The 16790-nt window shown below is 56.4% G+C and carries 23 protein-coding genes and 1 tRNA gene; 4 read left to right on the top strand and 20 right to left on the bottom strand.

Going from position 1 to position 16790, the window contains the following annotated elements; genetic code table 11:
• Positions 1 to 225 precede the first annotated feature (225 nt).
• The 3 genes from ACRER8_RS22235 to ACRER8_RS22225 all read left to right on the top strand — a co-directional run bounded on the left by ACRER8_RS22235 (position 226) and on the right by ACRER8_RS22225 (position 1865).
• Complete coding sequence (locus ACRER8_RS22235) at positions 226 to 573, top strand: HNH endonuclease (RefSeq protein WP_431748341.1); 348 nt, start codon at positions 226 to 228, stop codon at positions 571 to 573.
• Between the two features lie 114 nt (positions 574 to 687).
• Positions 688 to 1044 carry an ORF6N domain-containing protein gene (locus tag ACRER8_RS22230; protein WP_431748340.1) on the top strand — a complete coding sequence of 119 codons (357 nt, stop codon included), beginning with the start codon at positions 688 to 690 and terminating at the stop codon, positions 1042 to 1044.
• A 161-nt stretch (positions 1045 to 1205) separates the two neighbouring features.
• Entirely contained in the window at positions 1206 to 1865 is a 660-nt protein-coding gene (locus tag ACRER8_RS22225) for a DUF4145 domain-containing protein (protein WP_431748339.1), read from the top strand.
• A gap of 726 nt (positions 1866 to 2591) precedes the next feature.
• On the opposite strand, the gene ACRER8_RS22220 is transcribed toward ACRER8_RS22225, so the two are convergent.
• From ACRER8_RS22220 to ACRER8_RS22130, 19 genes are all read right to left on the bottom strand, one after another.
• On the bottom strand, positions 2592 to 3590 hold the full coding sequence (locus tag ACRER8_RS22220; RefSeq protein WP_431748338.1) for a hypothetical protein: 999 nt from the start codon (positions 3588 to 3590) through the stop codon (positions 2592 to 2594).
• A 100-nt stretch (positions 3591 to 3690) separates the two neighbouring features.
• Positions 3691 to 4602 carry a hypothetical protein gene (locus ACRER8_RS22215; protein ID WP_431748337.1) on the bottom strand — a complete coding sequence of 304 codons (912 nt, stop codon included), beginning with the start codon at positions 4600 to 4602 and terminating at the stop codon, positions 3691 to 3693.
• A 114-nt stretch (positions 4603 to 4716) separates the two neighbouring features.
• Complete coding sequence (locus ACRER8_RS22210; RefSeq protein ID WP_431748336.1) at positions 4717 to 5028, bottom strand: hypothetical protein; 312 nt, start codon at positions 5026 to 5028, stop codon at positions 4717 to 4719.
• Positions 5029 to 5122: 94 nt separating this feature from the next.
• Positions 5123 to 5761 carry a hypothetical protein gene (locus ACRER8_RS22205; protein WP_431748335.1) on the bottom strand — a complete coding sequence of 213 codons (639 nt, stop codon included), beginning with the start codon at positions 5759 to 5761 and terminating at the stop codon, positions 5123 to 5125.
• A 624-nt stretch (positions 5762 to 6385) separates the two neighbouring features.
• Complete coding sequence (locus ACRER8_RS22200) at positions 6386 to 6607, bottom strand: hypothetical protein (protein ID WP_431748334.1); 222 nt, start codon at positions 6605 to 6607, stop codon at positions 6386 to 6388.
• A 31-nt stretch (positions 6608 to 6638) separates the two neighbouring features.
• On the bottom strand, positions 6639 to 7211 hold the full coding sequence (locus tag ACRER8_RS22195) for a hypothetical protein (protein WP_431748333.1): 573 nt from the start codon (positions 7209 to 7211) through the stop codon (positions 6639 to 6641).
• 329 nt (positions 7212 to 7540) lie between these two features.
• The gene (locus ACRER8_RS22190) at positions 7541 to 8032 is read right to left on the bottom strand and encodes a hypothetical protein (protein ID WP_431748332.1); all 492 of its coding nucleotides are present in this window, start codon (positions 8030 to 8032) and stop codon (positions 7541 to 7543) included.
• Entirely contained in the window at positions 8029 to 8325 is a 297-nt protein-coding gene (locus ACRER8_RS22185) for a hypothetical protein (RefSeq protein ID WP_431748331.1), read from the bottom strand. Before ACRER8_RS22185 ends, ACRER8_RS22190 begins: the two co-directional genes overlap by 4 nt.
• Positions 8322 to 8582, bottom strand: a complete 261-nt coding sequence (locus tag ACRER8_RS22180) for a hypothetical protein (RefSeq protein ID WP_431748330.1) — start codon at positions 8580 to 8582, stop codon at positions 8322 to 8324. Before ACRER8_RS22180 ends, ACRER8_RS22185 begins: the two co-directional genes overlap by 4 nt.
• A complete protein-coding gene (locus ACRER8_RS22175; protein ID WP_431748329.1) occupies positions 8579 to 8791 on the bottom strand; it encodes a hypothetical protein in 213 nt (70 codons plus the stop codon). The genes ACRER8_RS22180 and ACRER8_RS22175 overlap by 4 nt, the downstream gene beginning before the upstream one ends.
• Entirely contained in the window at positions 8788 to 9027 is a 240-nt protein-coding gene (locus ACRER8_RS22170) for a hypothetical protein (RefSeq protein ID WP_431748328.1), read from the bottom strand. The genes ACRER8_RS22175 and ACRER8_RS22170 overlap by 4 nt, the downstream gene beginning before the upstream one ends.
• The gene (locus ACRER8_RS22165; protein ID WP_431748327.1) at positions 9024 to 9269 is read right to left on the bottom strand and encodes a hypothetical protein; all 246 of its coding nucleotides are present in this window, start codon (positions 9267 to 9269) and stop codon (positions 9024 to 9026) included. The genes ACRER8_RS22170 and ACRER8_RS22165 overlap by 4 nt, the downstream gene beginning before the upstream one ends.
• Positions 9266 to 9424 carry a hypothetical protein gene (locus ACRER8_RS22160; protein ID WP_431748326.1) on the bottom strand — a complete coding sequence of 53 codons (159 nt, stop codon included), beginning with the start codon at positions 9422 to 9424 and terminating at the stop codon, positions 9266 to 9268. The genes ACRER8_RS22165 and ACRER8_RS22160 overlap by 4 nt, the downstream gene beginning before the upstream one ends.
• A gap of 320 nt (positions 9425 to 9744) precedes the next feature.
• Positions 9745 to 10419 carry a KilA-N domain-containing protein gene (locus ACRER8_RS22155; RefSeq protein ID WP_431748325.1) on the bottom strand — a complete coding sequence of 225 codons (675 nt, stop codon included), beginning with the start codon at positions 10417 to 10419 and terminating at the stop codon, positions 9745 to 9747.
• Entirely contained in the window at positions 10416 to 10715 is a 300-nt protein-coding gene (locus tag ACRER8_RS22150; RefSeq protein ID WP_431748324.1) for a helix-turn-helix domain-containing protein, read from the bottom strand. Before ACRER8_RS22150 ends, ACRER8_RS22155 begins: the two co-directional genes overlap by 4 nt.
• The gene (locus ACRER8_RS22145) at positions 10715 to 10984 is read right to left on the bottom strand and encodes a helix-turn-helix transcriptional regulator (RefSeq protein ID WP_431748323.1); all 270 of its coding nucleotides are present in this window, start codon (positions 10982 to 10984) and stop codon (positions 10715 to 10717) included. The genes ACRER8_RS22150 and ACRER8_RS22145 overlap by 1 nt, the downstream gene beginning before the upstream one ends.
• Before the next feature lie 161 nt (positions 10985 to 11145).
• Positions 11146 to 11892, bottom strand: coding sequence for a hypothetical protein (locus ACRER8_RS22140; RefSeq protein WP_431748322.1), 747 nt, complete (start codon positions 11890 to 11892; stop codon positions 11146 to 11148).
• 1 nt (position 11893) lies between these two features.
• Positions 11894 to 13126, bottom strand: a complete 1233-nt coding sequence (locus ACRER8_RS22135) for a tyrosine-type recombinase/integrase (protein WP_431748321.1) — start codon at positions 13124 to 13126, stop codon at positions 11894 to 11896.
• A gap of 170 nt (positions 13127 to 13296) precedes the next feature.
• Positions 13297 to 13373 (bottom strand) — tRNA-Met (locus ACRER8_RS22130).
• Between the two features lie 442 nt (positions 13374 to 13815).
• Between ACRER8_RS22130 and ACRER8_RS22125 the strand changes: the two genes are divergently transcribed.
• Positions 13816 to 15873, top strand: a complete 2058-nt coding sequence (locus ACRER8_RS22125) for a methyl-accepting chemotaxis protein (protein ID WP_431748320.1) — start codon at positions 13816 to 13818, stop codon at positions 15871 to 15873.
• A gap of 164 nt (positions 15874 to 16037) precedes the next feature.
• Here the strand turns inward: ACRER8_RS22125 and ACRER8_RS22120 are convergent, their stop codons facing one another.
• Positions 16038 to 16757, bottom strand: a complete 720-nt coding sequence (locus tag ACRER8_RS22120) for a maleate cis-trans isomerase family protein (RefSeq protein WP_431748319.1) — start codon at positions 16755 to 16757, stop codon at positions 16038 to 16040.
• Positions 16758 to 16790 lie beyond the last annotated feature (33 nt).

Genomic DNA, 16790 nt, shown 5'->3' with positions numbered 1-16790 from the left:
TTTCGAGGAGGAAATTAGATGTGAGCAAATTTGCTCACATCGTCCACGCCTCTAGTTTGGGGCGGGTTGGGCGGGTATCGGATAGTTGCGAAATACCCCCGCGCTGGGGTAATTTTCAAGTGTCTGCACCCTTAGGGGCAGTCGTTGGGCCATCTTCGCTGAGCGAGATGGTGCCGACCCGTCCAGTTACTGGCAGTCGGCTTCTGTTCAATTACAGGAGCGCCTATGGCCAGTACAGTCGCAAAAAATCGTTCTCACGCATTCCAAGCCCAAGCCCATCGCTGCTACTACTGCGGCTATCAGATGTGGCTGTCATCACCTGATGACTTCGCTCGCAGCCTAGGTATCACGATTCGCCAGGCACATTCGCTCCGATGTACGGCTGAGCATCTTCAAGCCCAATGCGATGGTGGTACAAATCGCCGGGAAAACATTGCCGCCGCCTGCGCTACCTGTAACCGCAGGCGCCACACCCGAAAGCTGCCGAGAGCGCCATTTGAATTTAAGGCGCTCGTGACTCGTCGCTTAAAAGCCGGCCGGTGGCACTCGTTTAAGCCCAATGCTTCGCAATGAGTGCGGGACGTCAGCTCTGTCGAGTGAGACGTTTCGGTCTCGGTGGGATGATTTGGTCCATCTCGCACTACCCCGGATCGGGGTGGTGGGAAATCTCGAGTTGTCACTTTCGCAATGATTGACTGGGTGCATGAGCGTCCAGAGGAAACGGCACGTCACAACTTCAATGAGAATCGGAAGCGCCTGATTCAAGGGCTGGACTATCTCAAGGTTTGTGCGAACGAAATTCGTATGCACAAAATTCTGGAACTCTCCCCCAAGGCCCATGAGGACGTTACGCTTTTCACCGAGCAAGGTTACATGATGCTAGTGAAGTCGCTGACTGACGACCTTCCACCGCTTGGGCACAGTTCGTTAACGCTTGGCCACGCGCCCTGCTCGCGTCGTCAACGGACGTTGAACGTCCGTTGGTATCGCCGTTTGAAGCGGCGATACCAAGCCCTGCCTGGGGAAGTGCCGGTAGCGCTATAGAACAATCTGAGCGTGGGCAGATGGCGGAAGTCCGATATTCACGCCTCCATCATCGACCCATAAATTTGGAACGGGGCCGCTTTAACAGGATTGCGAACGTGATCGCTTGCCGGGCAATATCAGCTCTCGCAAATAATTACCGCCGAGAAAGGGAGTTCACGATGACTAAGCTGTTTGGAAAAAGATTCTCCGAGCTGGAGACTCAAATTACGACCTTGGAATCCACTAAGGTTATGAAGTACAGCGAATTCAGTGGTTCATATCCGTCCATCGATGCCAACGCGCTGTTGGGCTGGGAGGTTAAGGCAAAATCGCTCATCTCCAACGTCTGCGGTGAAGAATCCCACCACATGCAGACGTTCGTTGAAGCGGAGAAGCCAAGATCGTTCTCAAACAGTTTTGAAGAGCTCCAGCGCGTCAAAGCCATATTCCTCGCCGCCAAAGAGGATTATGAGGGGGGATATCTGAATACTGTTCGTAACTTGGTTCAGGCCGAGGTTTTCGGTAGCGAACTCGAACAAGCCGGAGAACTGCTGTCTGCTGGATACGCTTCCGCAGCGGCAGTCATTGCTGGCGTCGTTCTCGAAACAAACGTCCGAAACCTTTGCACCGATCATGATATTGAGCACGGAAAGCTGGATAAGATGAACGCAGATCTAACCAAAGCTGGGGTTTACAATTCGATCCAGCAGAAGCGCATAACCGCGATGGCAGGCATCCGAAACGCTGCCGCACACGGAGACACGGAAAAATTCAATGCTGGAGACGTCAAAGGGATGATAGATGACGTCGAGCGCTTCCTTGCTTCGAACCTGCAGTGACGCTCCCTCACGCTTAGTACCCTCAGAGACGTGCTCTGATGTGAGCACATCTGCTCACATCTCACTGGCCCCAGATCTGGGGGCATTTCAGCAGAGTCGGAAATTTCGGTCGCGGTGGGACGATTCGACCGCCGTAGCCCCAACAACGATATTCATCATGAATACGGATGACTTCGGCACTGCTGCCGTTTGAAGCGCGGTCAGTGGATGAATCGCGAGTCGTTCCGATTTTCTCGGTACCGCGCCCGAATGTGTGGACAACGCCACAGTGTGTTGATTTCGACACACTGTGTGAAAATCAACACGGTCATCACCGCGCTCAACGAAACAGGCCAAACGATCCGAATCGGACCATATCATCGGCCTCGATCTGTCATGATCTTGGCTCACATTTGAAACGTCACGACGCACCGTCACGCGCCACGATTTGAGCATCTGGCGTTTTGTGGCGCACGGTCTGTAAAGCGCGGCTAATACTGCGCCGTGATCAGTCACCATTGCGCGGTGGGCGTTTAGGAAAATGAAGCAAAATACACCCACCTGCCAGCATACGGGTCTGAATATTCTTAGCCCTGATACGCTGCTGTTGGCTGTGTTGCTGGCCCAAAGCGGCGAACGCTTGCTCCCAAGATTTCATCTCATCACCTGCTTAAATCGGTTGTCGGATGGCGCTCATTCGACCTGCCATTACGTCCCTTTGATATTCCTTGATATCAACATTACTGCTCATTGATACCCATTGATTCGCTTTGAGATACCTTGAAGCTCTTTGATATCAACATCTAGGCCACACAGCTTCTGCACGCCAGCTACGAATTTTTCAGTCTGTGCCTTTTCGGTGGCGTACCAGACTGTGGTTTTGGCTGTCTTCGGTCTGTATTTCAACCGATAAACCCCGATCATAGTAGCGTCCTTCAGATCGCGGATTGCGAGGCCAACATCCGGGAGATAGGCGTCGAGGCTTCGAGCGAAACCCTGACCACCATTTTCGTTCAGGTGACAAGACAAACCAATCATTGCGGCACACGTCTCGTCGTTTACCTGATACAGAAATTCGGATTCGTAGTCGCTGGTTTCGGCCATGTAATCCACAGTTTCAAGCAGCCCCATTTCTTGAAGCGGCTTGAGAACAACCCACGCACCTCTGTTTTTATCTTCATCCTCCATCTGATGAAGAGTGCTTAACGGGCCTATCGCGTTGGACGTAGCAGGCTTTTTAGTAAACCCATACATGACAAAAATGCCGCAGGGGCCAAGAATTTTCCGCTCGTAGTCAACCCGAACGAGTGTCCTGGGTAGCCCACCGTCCGCAGTTAGGTCATGGATCGAATACAGCTCAATGAATTTCTGGAACAGGAGAGCGTTGCCGCGCTCTCGTAAACGACGCACTGGCGGTGTTTCGGCGCCAGCTCCCTCGATAATTTCTCTAGGGAGCCAAATGAAAGAATTCAGTTCGGAAGGCTTGGAAAGCTTGTACCGAGGTTTTTTTCCTCCCCGTATTACAGAGACCAGTTTCGCTTCAACAAGCTTGTCTATCGCCTCTGTCGCCCGCCTCCACGCCATGCCTGTATGGTTAAAGACGGCTTGGGCACTCCAAGACGTAGTGGCGTTGTCTTTCTGTGTGCCGCACGCCAGGACCAATAGCGCTACGGCGGGACGAATGCCGAGTTCGCATGCCTTCGCAAACTCATTGGCACCGACTGCAAAGAAATTTCCTTGGCTCACTTGATTGCCTTGTGTGATCAGTTGGCTATGGGAGGGCGCTCGATTGAGCCTGGCTCCATCATGACAGGCACCTTCAAACGTAACTAGAGGGAGCCTCCCGTTAGCTGATCAGGTTGCAGAGAATCGCCTCACTCTCCGCCATATCGTCACGCTCGCTGGCCATCAGATACCGGAACACCGCCAGCGCCTCCTGCTTGTCCCGAGGCCGTATATCTGCCAACAGGCCGAACACAAACCAATCCCTGGCACTGGCTTCCTCCGGGCCGTCGCTGGCATCCCGATCAACTGCGTTGCGGAGCAGATAAAGCTGGTTCCAATACTCCAGTTCGCGCAAGCAATCTGGCAGCGTATTTGGCATCAGTTCCGGATGATCTTTGAAACGCTCGCTCGCCTGGGCCTTGTCGTAACCGCCGAACTGTCCCTCTCTCGGTAGCCCGCGCAACGCCTCGATACAGAACCCTTCTGGCTCAGTGTCGAGCCAAATGTCACCGCCGAATCGCGCCACGGCCTCCGTCCGCCGCTGGTGCTCCGTCATCGATCGTTCAGCCAACCGCTCCAGATCGGAGAACCCAATCGATGCAAACGTAGCGAACGGGTTTCCCGGGTTGTTGATCCTCAGAAAGTCGGTGTACCGATCCTCCAGCGCTTTCAGCGGTGTCGTGATCCTCTTCGCCGCTTCCAGTGCTGTGGCGATCGGCCCTGCTTGCCCCGTGGCAATCACGCTGCGCAGCCAGAGCAAAGCATCGACCTCCTTGTCTCCCGTAACCCTCTGTTGCGGTGGCAGCTCTTGAACATCCGGAAGCTTCTGCTGGCTAATCTTGATCGGCGGCAGGGTGAACATCGCGCGATGGGCCTCGTTATCACGAAACGCTCCAGATCTGGACACGATCGCTTTGACGGTTCCGACCTTCAGGCCTGTCGCCTTGGCTACCTCCCTGAGCGAATGACGACGCCTCAGATCGATGACTTGCTGGCGCTGATCTGCTGTAACCCCCTGTTGCAGTGTTGGCACGTGTAACCCCCTGTTGCGCTTATGCGACCAATCCCCCGTCAGCTCAGATGCCCAGCTCTGACAGGTTGCGGAAAAACCCCAATCAAGGATGGGGAAAACCACCAAACTAGATTGCTACTGGCTGGTGCTGGTCAGTTGCTTGATTGTTGCCAGGCCTTCTGCCGCCGACCGACAGCCCTCTTGAGCTTTCACGGCAGCGCTGAGGAATGCCCCTACCACCTCGGGATCTTTCGACCGCTGCGCTTGTGAGAGCAGGTTGTAGAACAGCGCATCCAGCGCTTCAGCGTGCCCGGCCAGCATTGCCTGCGGCCGAGTCAGATCCCCGCCCAGCACCAACCCGATCTGGTGCTTCACATCCTCGATAATCTCTTGGCCGCTTCGGTCGGTGTAGGGTTTGATGACGCTGATGAACGTACCCGCCTTCATCTGCGGGGTTAGCTGTGCGAGAGGCAGCTCTTTGTTGCTGGTCGTTTCCGGTGAGTCTGTTGCGTCATGGTCAAGCTCCGAGTCTGAGGGGTGATTAGTGGATCATTACCAAGGCGGCGGAATAGACGGACAGAGGGCCAGCCTCCCCGGTACTAGGTGCCGCCTGAGACGCTTGGGGTGGCGTCTGTTGATATTGCATACCTCTGAGAGTCTTCTGCAGAAGCTCATCGCAATACGCTGCGTAGAACGCCTCGCAGAGCGGCCCGCCAGATGCCCAGTAGATATTTTTGATGTCAGCACTGTCCTCGACGCGCGCATCAAAGATCAGGTTTCGTAGCGTCTTGCGACGGAGCGGATGAATTGCGGCTCGCTCAACCGGATTCACGTTGAGGATGTCGCACAGTCGATCGAAGCCCAGGGATGCCGCAACACCACTCCCATCGTTGGCCATGGCGTAGCCGAATCTCACCAACGATGCCTGGGCTTCGTCCATCTCCTCCTTGCGATAGCTATATGCAAAGTCCTCAAGCAACTCCAAGTCCGACATTGCATAGGGCGGTGACCGGCGCATTTTTTCCGCTGCCCGTTGGTAGCCGCGCCGCTGGTGGCCGATTTCGTTGCGCACTGAAGTCCACGCGCGACAGATCCGGCGAGATGCGATCAGTTGAGAGCCTGCGCTGGCATTGGGCTTGGTCAAAATGGCGTAAAGGGCAGTGACTAGTTTCGGGATCATGTTCTGACTCCCCGAGCGCTCTTGATCAGGTTGGTAGAAAGGGTATGGGTATGGTTTAAGTAGGAGTGGTCCATATTTGGTACCTGTGGCATGTGAAAACACCCTCCACAGGTACTAAAAATGGTACCTGTGGACACGTTATAGGGCTCATATGGTCCATATTTAGTACCTGTGGCATGGTCACAGGTACCATTTATGGACCGGTAGAAATCGAAATTCGGGATCGTTCCCAGTCGTTAGTTGGAGCCTTTTGGTTCCAGCACGGCAGCCAAGTGAGTCGCCAGGTTCGGGTCTTGGATTGAGCTCTTGAGCAGAAAAGGCTTTCGTCGACCAGCACGATGAATCCACCCTCCGCCAACTCCTCAAAGATTCGCAGCGCGATAGTCCTTGAGCATGGAATCTCTGCCTGAGCCTGCCTTACCCCAAAGCCAACTGGCCCTGCTGGTGTCCAGTGACGCTGCATGAGCGTCATGAGCACCTTCGCCTGGGCAGACAGACCGAGATAAGCTGACGAGGACAGCATTCGACGCTGTATGGCGACGACCCCTCCGGCTTTATCGAACGGCAGGTGGCTCTTCTTTCCCATTCAGAATGCTCGACCACTGAGGGCTACGAACCGGGCACTCATGCCACGCCATCCGGCTCATACCGCGACAGAAGCGCGCCGAGCTGCTTAACGATGGCGTCGACATGTTTGCGGCTGTGGTCGTTGGAGGCGCTGTCACGTAGCTTCGCGAGAGCGCTGAAGGCGACAATCAGCATCATCTGGCCGTATGTATCGATGTGCGCCGGCACGTCGTCACGGATGACGCTGGTAAACGGGTCGAGCTGGATCACATCACCCATGGCGAGAACCTCGCTGATCCAGGCTGGACAACTAGTTTTCACGGAATCCAGGAGTCTCGCCGGTGAACGAAGATATCGTGGCTGTCAGATCCTCCCCGTCAACAGTGCCGTGCTCCTGAAGCAAATCACCGATTACGGTAATCGCCGCCCAGTAGCGGCGGACCAATCGACCAGATCGAAACAACGCACGGTCGTCTATGGCGTCCCGTGTCTCAAGTGGTAGTAGATCGAGCAGTGCGTCGACCTGAGCCAAGTCAGCTTCACCCGATGCCATAAGGACATTTCCGAATTTGGCGCGGCGGTAAGTAGCCTCGGCCATCGGACCGGCATAACAGTGAAGTAGGTCGCGCTCCACCATCTCGGTAAACATGGAGTGTGACGCTGCCTCTTCCTGCGTCCATACCGATGGGTTAATGAAGTCAGCAGCCTCCACCACACCAGCCACATCCATCGGATAGCCTTTGCGGCTAAGCATTGGCCCGGCGCGCATCTCAACAACGGTACGAGCGGTGGCGGTGTAAATGCCTTGACCGTTCCACCAATACGCCAGCGCATGACCGGCCTCATGGATCGCGATACGACGAGCAGGTTTTGTTTTACTCATTGCTTGTACCTCCGGCGAAGGTGCGGACGACGTCGCCATTGTTCTTGGCGTGCCACCAGGTGATGTGATCGACCTCGGTCTGGCTCGATGTAACTGTGGCGTCCTGGCTGCGCATCACCTGCCGTCCGCACTCCGCGTCAGCGGCAGTTAGAAATGGCCCGAGCAAGGGCTTTTCGCACTTCGGATGACTGACGAAATACAGTGTTTTGGCTTTCTCGGAGCAAGCCGAACTCGCCGGAGCAAGTGCTCCGTTTTTAATTTCATGACGTTAAACCTCTGTGTCGAACTAGTGCTTGGCCAGATTTGGCTAACTACGAAACTTTCGTTCTTTAAGTCAGCATCTCCTTGAGCCGAGGCGCTGCGGCTCTCGCGGTTGTCGTCGACTCGCGTACGTAATCGGTATCGAACAAAGCAAAGTTCACTGCGCTGGTCTTCTCACGCCACTGATCCATGTCAGGCTCATGCCCGACTGACAGATTCAATACCCAACCTGGCATTTGGTCGTTGCGGCGCAAGTCGTTGAGCGCCGTCCACCAACGAATGGCGAAAGTGCGTTCGGCCTCAATCACATCGATCACTGTCTGCCTATCGTGTTGAACGATTGAAATAGAATCGCCAGGCAGAACTAACGGGATACCGAAGATGGCCATATTGGTCGCACACTGCGCCGCGTGGTGACTATCGCCGTCCGCGGCAGTACCCACGTCTCGCGAGGCGATCCGTGGCGGCAGATCGCGTTTGATGCGCATCTCGTTGAGCGCCGCTCCCCAGATAGCGCTGTGCGCACGCTCCGCCAGTAGCAAGCTGACTAGATTGGTCATGCCGCACCTCCAGCGCGCAGTGCCTCGCGACACAGATGTTTCGCTTGATACGCTTTCGCCTCGTCAGGAAAACCATCCAGTTCGTTATCCATACATTCAGACCACTGGCAGACCTTGTTTGCCCAGGCCTCAATTTCAAGCAGCCCAAGCTCACCAAGAGCTGCTGTTGTGCTGTCAGCCGGAAAGGCTTTCACCATGACTTCAAAGATCGCTTGAAGGTTGCTAAATGCGTCTTGCACTTCATACAAGTCTTCAAGGCCGGTGGAAGCGATGTCGAACAAGTTGCGGCTCATTGCGCACCTCCGGCAGCTTCGATTGCCGCGTCGACTTCGGCGCAGGCATGGCCGATATCGGCTTGATTCCTATCTGCCAGATACTGCGCAAGTTCGATCAAGCCGGCGGCGTTGTGCCCTTTGTTGTGCTTTATATCGAGCTGAATGGCGTGGACAACTGAGGCAATCCAGTCGGCGAAAGACTTAGCGCACGCCAGTTGGAACGAGGCCTGCTCAGCCGTTTCTCCCATCGTTGGAGTTTTGACTTTCGCGCTCATTGCTCACCCCCAATTACGGAATTTTCCGCAGTCAGAAGATCGGCCCAGACCATTGCGGTGTACTGCGACATCGTTGCGACGATCCGCGCCTTCACTGGGTTTGTGCTGGGGCTAGCGATGACGGCTGAGGCAAAGGCCAAAACGAGCAGGGTCTCGCGAAGCTCGGCGAGCAGCTCGACCACCGCATCTTGTTGGGCGTGCAGATTCATTGCGCATCCTCCCCTGCCGCCGGTAGGTAGTCGTTCATCAGTTCGCAGAAGTCGTCGTAAGCCTGAGTGCTGATCAGCTCCACGGCACGCAACAGCGCATCGGAATCAAGAATGTCCAGTTGTGGTTCTGGGCGGCTTCCCTCCCTGGACAGGTTGTCGGTCAAAATCTTGGAGATACGGTTGATCACCAACACGCCACTTTCGAGGCGATTGGCGAGGACACTAAGGCGGCTCATTCCGACACCTCCAAAGCTTCCAGTTGCTCACGCCAGTGGCCAAGATCAGCTTCGACGAGGTCGCCGCGATCCAGCGCGACGTATGCGCCGATCGCTGCAAGGCGCCCGATCCGGGATTCGCCCAGTTCGGTTTTCAAGGTCCATAGAAGCGACTCCAACTGCCGCAATGTTTCGCGACACGCATCCAACTGATTGAAAGAGCCGTCGGCTATTTCCAAGAGGGTTTTGAGTTTCGCGCTCATGCCGCACCGCCTTGCGCTTCCAGGGCGCGGACGATGCTCATGTGATGGTTGAAGCGCTTCAAGCGAACGGAGAGGGATGAGTTTGCGCGGAGAGCACTCAGGGCCATGCGGCGATGAGCGTATGCGCGGATTTTGGACGGAATGATGCTGGTCATTGGTCGAGCTCCTTGATTAGAGAAGCTGCCACGATCCTTCCTACGGGATTGGGTGGCAGCCGTGCGCGGGGTAGGAATATCGGAAATCAAGGAATCCGACCAAGCCGAAGCTTGCCCACGCACGGCCGCCATAACACTGGATAGCGGGCACAAAAAAAGCGCCTGCAATCGTGATGGGGCGCCTGTGCGCCTTGATTTCTTCGGGTTCCTACGCCCGGTCGTTGGATTTACAACGACAGCGGCAAGGTAACCGAGAGAACGATTGCTTGCAACCACATATATCGGCCACTGGTCGGGGTTCTTTAGAGATGTCGCCACCATTACGCCACCCTCCCCAAGCTTTTAGCCCGTAACTGCTGGACATAGGCGTTCAGCTCGGTCCGGCGAGACGCGTAATCTTTGCCCTGGCCAATCAACAACACGTCTCGGCCTTCCACCAGCATGATCAGTTCCAGCTCAGCCTGGCTCAGTTGGTCGCGATCGCGCCCGGAGAAATTGCCGGTGATCACCTCGTTGATGAGACGGGCCTCGTTCATGAAAACGTGAGGCTTTGGAGACTTGCCCGCTGACTCGCGGGTGATCGACAACGCATCGCACAGACAGCGATAGCCCACGGCCGCCTGACGACGGGCGATGGCCTTGGTGTTTAGTTCGCCTCGGATCAGCTCGTCGATTCGCATGTCGCACCAGACGGCAAACCTCGGTTTGCACCAGCGAGCAAAGATGACGGCCAGCTTTGGATGAACCCAGGTGCCGCCAGCATTGCCACGACGTGTTTTCAAATACCCGGAATCCCGGGTATTTACGATTGCCGATTCCTGCCCGGTGATGAGCTCGTCCAAGGCCTTGATGTACTCGAAGGTGTCTTTGTTCTCCAGCCAGTGGTCAAGACGCTTGCCGAACCGCTCGGCTATCTCAGTGGCATTGATCCAGCCTTCAGCGTTGAACGCTACGGGCTGGCCTTCGAAGTCCATGCGGATGATCTTTGCTGTCATGCTGCTACCTCCGCGCCAGGCTCGGCGATCAGGGTGTACATAGCAACACGGGGGTGAGTACGGCCCCACTCATCAGTGAGGCTGACCAAGTTCGTCAGGATCTTGAAGCCGCGATTACGTAGGTCGCAAATGCGGGCGCCGGGGCGGCATATGTTCAGCTCGCGGGTGATGGTGAAGGTGTCAGACTGGCCAGCGCGTAGGCGCTCAACGAGCCGTGCCAGTTGAGCATTGATGCTGGTATTCTGAAGGGGAAATTCTTTGCGGCTGGCCTTATGGTTGGCCTTTTTTTTGTCCATTATGCGGCCACCTCACGCAGAGCAATTCGCTGGCGAACCCAGGCCTGAACCTCTGCCAGAACCCAGCCCACAGGAGCGCCGCGCGATTTGCTGTTGCTCAGCGGCACCGGCTTGGGGAATGTTGGATCGTCCTTGAGGCGCTTATAGACGGTAGGGCGCTTAATGCCGGTGATGGCCTCCAGCTCGTCCATTCGGATGATGGTGGTGGCCGGGTCATAAGTAGAGCGCGCGTCAGCGCTGGCCGGAGTTACGTGGATGATGTTGCTCATATCTGTTTCCCGATGTGGATGAAGACGGGAAGCAGGTTGGCAGTGGGTGACGGTTGGTAATCAACCCTGCTTGGGTGTGCAGTGCATGGCACACGACGGCGGGCTATATTGCCCGCCCAAGCCACTCTGTCGGGTGGGCACCATGGCTGGAACCCCCGGTTTTACTCGTTTTCTCGGGTGGGCGCTTTGCGATTTCTAAGATGTGCAGTCCGTAGGTTGAATGGCCGTAGGATGAGATCAACTGCCTCCGACATACGACCGGATGCTCCCTTGCTTGTTAGAAATTTGAGGATGTCTTCCTTTGATGGTGCGGTGCTAATGTCGTCCTCGTCATAGGTTGCCCAGAAGTGCTTGATGGTCTCCTGTACCAGATCCAAACCTTCTGACGAGTGACTGTATAAGGGCAAGGCTAGTGGAGCTGGTTGTGGCGCGGCTGACTCAATCACCTTGGCGATGGTTTGCACGGCTACGGTTTTAGTGATGGGTTTTGGAGGCTTTGTGAACTGAACCTTCTCGCTCTCGATCCAGGCAATAAGCGAAGCTCGCGTGATGATGGTATCCGGCATGCTTATCTCGGCATCACGATCCGACGCTCGAACTGTCTGCAGCACGCGCTCCATGAATTTGTTGCCGTTCCAGTCGCTCATTTCTTCTAGTTTGAATCCCTTACAAACAACTGGAGATATCAAGCCTTGGCGAATAGCTGAAACAATTCCAATAGCATGGCCCGCCGCATTCTTCCATCGCGGTACTCTAGAAGCTTTTGCCTTGAGCAAGCTTTCATAATCGAACGGATCAATCATTGCTAATAGAAGTGCAGCTTGCTCCACGCTGAACTCCATAGCTGACTTCCAATGTCCAAGGTCTGGCAAATCGTCGAAGTTATCAAAGTCGTCGAAGTTATCCATTTCAAGCGCTCCTGATTGCTACTACATTGCCCGCTGCTAACTTGTCCAGATGATCGGCATACCATTGCATCATGATCGTGCGCTGGGCCAGGTACTGGGCTTTGTTGTAAACGCCAGCAACCCCCGGTTTCTTGTGCGATAGCTGGGCCTCGATATGGTTTTCATCGAAACCGTTCTCGTTGAGCACCGTTGATGCGATGTGACGGAAGCCGTGGCCAGTCTGTCGACCTTCGTAGCCCATGCGCCTAAGCGCCATGAGAAAGACGGTGTCGCTTCGTGGTTTGGTGTGATCGCTCCGACCAGGGAAGAGCAGGGGATAGCTGCCGGTGTACTTTCGCAGTTCCTCCAGCGCTTCGATGGCCTGGGATGAGAGAGGGACCAAGTGCTCCAGTCCTTTCTTCCGACCCTTGCGCTCGACCGGGATTGTCCACACCTTCTTCACGAAATCGAACTCAGACCACCGCGCCTCGCGCAGCTCGCTCGGGCGCACTGAGAAAAGGCTCAGCAACCGCAGGCCCAGACGCACATCGTGCGCGTGCGGGTATGCGGCTATCGCGCGAATCAGATCGGGGAGTTCTTCAAGGGATACATGAGCGTAGTTTTCGGCTTTGCCGGATTGAAGATATTTCTGAAGCCCATCGAGCGGATTGTGCGTTGCCCGACCGGTTACTCGCGCCAGATCATACGCATCACGGCAGTAGGCTCTAACTCGGCTCATCTGCTCAAGTATGCCTTGCTGCTCCATCCCGCGCAGAAACTCCATCCATTCTAGTGGAGTGATATCCACGTACTGGCGTTTGCCGAAGACAGGGAACACGTGACGCTCCAGGGCGCCAATGATGCGTTTAGCCGTGCCTGCGTCCCAGTTACTGAGGCGCGAGTTATACCACTCGCGGGCGAGCGGCTCGAAGGTCTCAACGGAACTTGCTTCCTCAGCCTTTTTTCGGGCCTGCTTCGTAACGATCGGATTTTTACCGCTGGCAGCGTCTGAGCGCAGATCTGCAGCTTTCTGCCGTGCGAGTGATCCGCTGACATCGGGGTAACCGCCCAAGCCAAGCCAGGACCATTTGCCGTCCGGCTTCTTGTATCGGAGCTGCCAGGATTTCTGCCCATCCGGCTTCACTCGGAAATAAAGGCTGTTTCCGTCCAGCTCCCGGTACTCCTTCACATCAGGCTCTAGGCCAGACAGGGTGGTGTCGGAAAGCGGGCGGCGCTTTATCTCTGTTCGCTTCATTTGGGCGTGTATCCCCTCGGTTCAATTATTTCGCGAGGATACACAGCGGGATACACGGAGGGAAGATATAGGTATGGACAGATATAAACAGTCAGAAACAAGAAAGCCCGCACAATGCGGGCTTCTTGGGGTTGTTTAGAGACTCATGAAGACATCTGTAAACAGGTACTTGGTGGCTACACAGGGACTTGAACCCCGGACCCCAGCATTATGAATGCTATGCTCTAACCAACTGAGCTATGTAGCCAAGTGGCGCGCATTATTCGCTTAGATCGAGGACGTGTCAAGCGTCCCGTTGAAAATTTTATGCGTGTGATCAATCGGTTAGGGTTTTCGCTTCAGCGTCATCAGCAAAGCCGGTGCACCCCGTCACCCTGGTGACAGTTTTGTCACGTGCTCTGAGTGGTTTTGCCCCACTTTTGTGCATGGTTTGTGCACCGTTCTCGTCCTTGTGCCCATTTAGATGGCCTCATGCTATCGGTCCATTTCTTGCTTATGCCTCGCCATACGTTGTTTCCGCGCGGCATGTTGGTGCGTCGCGAGAATAATCGCCGATCAATCTGCGCGCAGGGGACAGGCGGTTGTCGTTTTTGAATCAAAGACATGGCATTTTGCCGGTAAGAATGTGAGGCAACATCTGTCGTGGTCACGAGCTGCGGCGGCGGGTTGTCCGTGAGGAGTAGTCGGACATGCAAAGTCTTTTGTCGCCAGGTATCCGCCTGCTCGGACGTCTTGGTTTCGCACGTAAGTTTCAGGTGCTTTTCCTTCTTTTTATTCTGCCGCTGGCGGGTAGCCTATGGATGATCGGACAGGATTATCGCAGCAAGCTCGCGGTGATCTCAGGCGAACAATCCGGCGTACGTCAGCTGTTGGCGCTGGATGCTCTGGATTCCCAACTGACCTCGCAGCGCAATCTCGCGGCCCGCTGGAAAGCCGCTGACATCCTGCATGACCCGACCCCGGCAGCGAAAGCCGCCATGGCTGCGCTCGATGCCGCCGACCCGGCCCTGAATCAGACGCTGGCCAGGCTGGCAGATGAACTCAAGGGGCGTAATGCCAGCCCGGACACCATGGCTCGCTATCAGGCCTTGCAGGCGCTGGTCAAAGGCATGGATTCAGCGTCGTTACGCACGATCGGTTGGTGGCCGGATGGCTACGACCGTTTCACCTCTGCACTGACGGCGTTGCAAAGCCTGCGCGAGCAGATCGCCATGGACAACGGCCTGATCCTCGATCCATGGCTCGAAACCTATTTGCTGATGCAGGTCGCTACCCAGCAGGCGCCGGATTTGATCGAGCGCGTCGGTCGCATGGCCGGCATCGGTCAGTCGTCCATCGCATCCGGGCAATTCTCGCTGCAAAGCCGTTTGCAGATGCGCGATCTGCGCAGCCGTATTGGGGATGCCCGCGATCAGTTGGTCAAAGCGGTGGCATCGCTGCAAGGCAAGGCTTATCCGGGCATGGAAACCTGGACCCGCCAATACAACGACAGCCTCCAGCGTCTGGACAGCGAGCTGAAGGTGCTGGATGAAGGCGTGTTTGGTGGCACGATCAAACTGGACACGGCAGCGTTCGAGCGCAGTGTCGACACCACGCTGGAAGCCCTCGCCGCGTTGCGCAGTCAGTCGCTGACCGAACTGGACAGCCGCCTGGATTACTATCACGACCGCGCGATCAAGCAGTTCATTCCGGTCGCGGCTACGTTCAGCATTCTGGCACTGGCCGCGCTCTACCTGTTCATGTGCCTGCAGGCCTCGATTCGCCGCAGTGCCAAGGGCATCACGACCCTGGCCGAGTCGTTGCGTGACGGCAATCTGTGCGTTGAGGTGGCCGTGGAAGGACGCGATGAACTGGCCGCGATCAGCACAGCGTTGAACGTGGCCGTTGTGCAGTTGCGTACCAGCCTGCTGGGCGTGAATCACGAGACCCAGCAACTGGGTTCGGCGGTCCTGACGCTCAATTCGCAGTCTGGCAGCACGCTCAATGAGGTCGAAGATCAGCAGCAACAGATCAGCCAGATTGCCGCCGCCGCGACCCAATTGGCCGCGACTTCACTGGGCGTTGCCAAAAGCTGCGAGGAGGCTTCCGGCAGCGCGCAGCAAACCCGCCGTATTGCCGAAGACAGCAGCCGCGACAGTCAGCGCACCACGGCCAGCATTCAGCAGCTCAATCAGAAGCTGACTGATACCGCCAACGCGCTGGGCAAGGTCAGCGAACAGGGGCAACAGATCCAGTCAGTGGTCGACACCATTCGCGGGATTGCCGAGCAGACCAATTTGCTGGCGCTGAACGCGGCGATCGAAGCGGCACGGGCGGGCGAGCAGGGCAGGGGTTTTGCGGTCGTGGCTGACGAAGTCCGCAGTTTGTCGCAACGGACCCAGGCTTCCACCGCGCAGATCGCCGGGACGGTCGACAGCTTGCGTTCCACCGTGAGCCAGGCGGTCAGTCTGATGGAGGCAGCTTGTGGTCAGGCCGTTACCGATGCGCAATCGGTGACCGGTCTGGGCGAGCGACTGGGCGAAATTGCCAGCGCGGTGCAGATCGTCACCGACACGCTGGCGCAGATCGCGACCGCCGTGGAAGAACAGGCTGCGACGGCTGATGAAGTCAGCGGCAATATCCAGCAGGTCGATCAGGCCGCGGGGCGTCTGCTCGATGGTGCGCGAGCGGTGAATCATGCCGCGGACACGCTGAGCAAAGGCAGTCGGGCGCTGAGCGACAATACCTCAAGGTTCCAATTGGGATAGCGGGCGATGCCTGGGTTCTTTAGCCCTTCGGTTTGCCGGCGGTACGGTTTTGCGAACGCCGCAACTGCTATGGGAACTGGACGGTGAGATGAGCAGTGAGACAATCTGTCAGCGTTACCTATCAGGGAGCAACGCTGACAGAGCAGAAAACGTCTGACGACGGTTCAGCCCAATAAACGACCATAACCCGGCTGGGGCTGGGAGACGCCGGCGATTCGCAAAGCGTTCCACATCATCGCTGAGGCAGCTGAAATCACCGGTTTGCCCAAATCGTTTTCCAGCGTTTGCAGTGCATCCAGCGTCGGCATGCCCACGCCGCTCAAAAATACCGCTTCGGCATCGGGGCGATCCACAGCTCGCGCGATGGCGTAAGCACGCTCATCGCTTTCTTCATAGATGTTGCGCACGTTGGCGAGTTGGCCGTGACTCACCACTTCAACGCCGTGAGCCTCCAGATGTCGCTTGCCTTGCTGTGTGGTGGTTTCGTTGTATGGGGTGGCATAGGCGATGCGGCGCACATTCAGGTGTTCGAGCGCCGCCAGCACACTGCCAAAGGCCGTGATGAACCGAGTGCCGCTGAGCCGCTCGATACGCTCGATCAACTCCGCCTCGGCCGAGCGTCCCAGCGTATAACTGGTTGCCGTATGCGCCATGACGATGACCTGCGGTGAAACCATGGCCAGCAGTGTGGCGCATGACTCGATGCTGTCGACCTGGCTGAGGTTGCGTTCTTCCTGGCCCTCATGTGTACCGGCTGCGCCGCTGGCTGTCATACGGGTGAAGTGCAGCGAGACCCCTTGAGGCGCTAGCGCCTGCATTTCCGGTTCGACCGTCGGATTACCTGGCGGTACCAGAAATCCGAGTCGTGCTCTCCAGCCTTTCATAATGTGTACTCCGTCGATGTGATGAGAAAAAAG

It is taken from the genome of Pseudomonas sp. (genome assembly GCF_050739935.1).
GTDB lineage: Bacteria > Pseudomonadota > Gammaproteobacteria > Pseudomonadales > Pseudomonadaceae > Aquipseudomonas.
The sequence above is the reverse complement of the archived record's forward strand: the minus strand, read 5'-3'. Positions and strand labels throughout refer to the sequence as shown.